The following is a 1,087-nucleotide window of genomic DNA, read 5'->3' as shown; positions in this document are numbered from 1 at the left end:
TAAAATACCCCAAACTAATTAAAAGAGCTATATCAATATAAAATTAATACATTAAATATTATTCAAGCTCCACTTTAGTTGCTCCTGCTTCAATAAGTTTTTGCTTGATTTTTTCTGCTTCGTCTTTAGGAACATTAGCAGTCAAATCTTTAGGTAAAGATTCAACCAACTCTTTTGCTTCTTTTAAACCCAATGTAGAATTAACCTCTCTCACAGCTTTAATAACTCCTATTTTTTTACTCGCATCAATTTCTTTAATCACAACTTTATACTCAGCTTTTTCTTGAGCAGCAGGAGCAGCAGCATTATCACCAATAGGCGCCCCAGCACCAACAGCTCCACCAAGAAAAGAACCAGCAGGCACCCCTATTTTCTCTTCTAAAACTTTTACAAGTTCAGAAGCCTCTAATAGGTTTAAAGATAATATTTTATCAACCAAATCACTTGTTACATTACTCATAATTACCACCTTACTTAACAACAAATTTATTTTTTAGAACTATAATAATCCAAAACTCTCATAAGCCTCATAGAAGATGAATTAATAGACAACGCTAACCGAGCAGGAATATCATAAGATATTAAACGCATAATTTTAACACGCAATTCATCCAGAGAAGGCAACTTAGCCAGTTTATTAACATCTTCCACTGTTAACAATTCATTTAAATGAGCTGCGCAAATCACAGACATTTTTTCTTTGTTAGCATTAGTAAAATCAACTATTAATTTTGCAGCTTCTACTATGCCACTAGAGTATATAATAGCAACAGGACCGGAAAATTTGCCTGATAAATAAGAGAATTTACCAGTCCTTTCCAAAGCCAAGCGTGCTAGAGTGTTTTTAACTACTAATACCCCACCTGCTATAGACTTCAGACTATTCCTCAGAGTTAATGAATCATTAGCATTTATAGATTTAAAATTTACTAATATCAAGAAATCATTATTTACAAATACGTTTATTGTGCTCTGTATAAATTCATCCTTATCTTTACGCTTCACGGTATCACTCCCTTAAATTATATCTTCCACTTTGCCTATCTTATAAGCTTTACCCATAGTTGAATTTAAAAAAACACCCTTA

General features: G+C 32.5%; 2 protein-coding genes. Both read right to left on the bottom strand.

The genetic code is table 11. The features are described from left to right. Nucleotides 1-58 precede the first annotated feature (58 nt). Entirely contained in the window at nt 59-460 is a 402-nt protein-coding gene (gene rplL / locus ACIPNH_RS01125; RefSeq protein ID WP_400771100.1) for a 50S ribosomal protein L7/L12, read from the bottom strand. A 26-nt stretch (nt 461-486) separates the two neighbouring features. Continuing rightward, nucleotides 487-1,005 carry a 50S ribosomal protein L10 gene (gene rplJ / locus ACIPNH_RS01120; RefSeq protein WP_006279539.1) on the bottom strand — a complete coding sequence of 173 codons (519 nt, stop codon included), beginning with the start codon at nt 1,003-1,005 and terminating at the stop codon, nt 487-489. Between the last annotated feature and the right edge of the window lie 82 nt (nt 1,006-1,087).

This window comes from Wolbachia endosymbiont of Drosophila barbarae (assembly GCF_044752445.1).
Taxonomy (GTDB): Bacteria; Pseudomonadota; Alphaproteobacteria; order Rickettsiales; family Anaplasmataceae; genus Wolbachia; species Wolbachia pipientis.
This window is presented reverse-complemented; position numbering and strand designations above follow the sequence as displayed.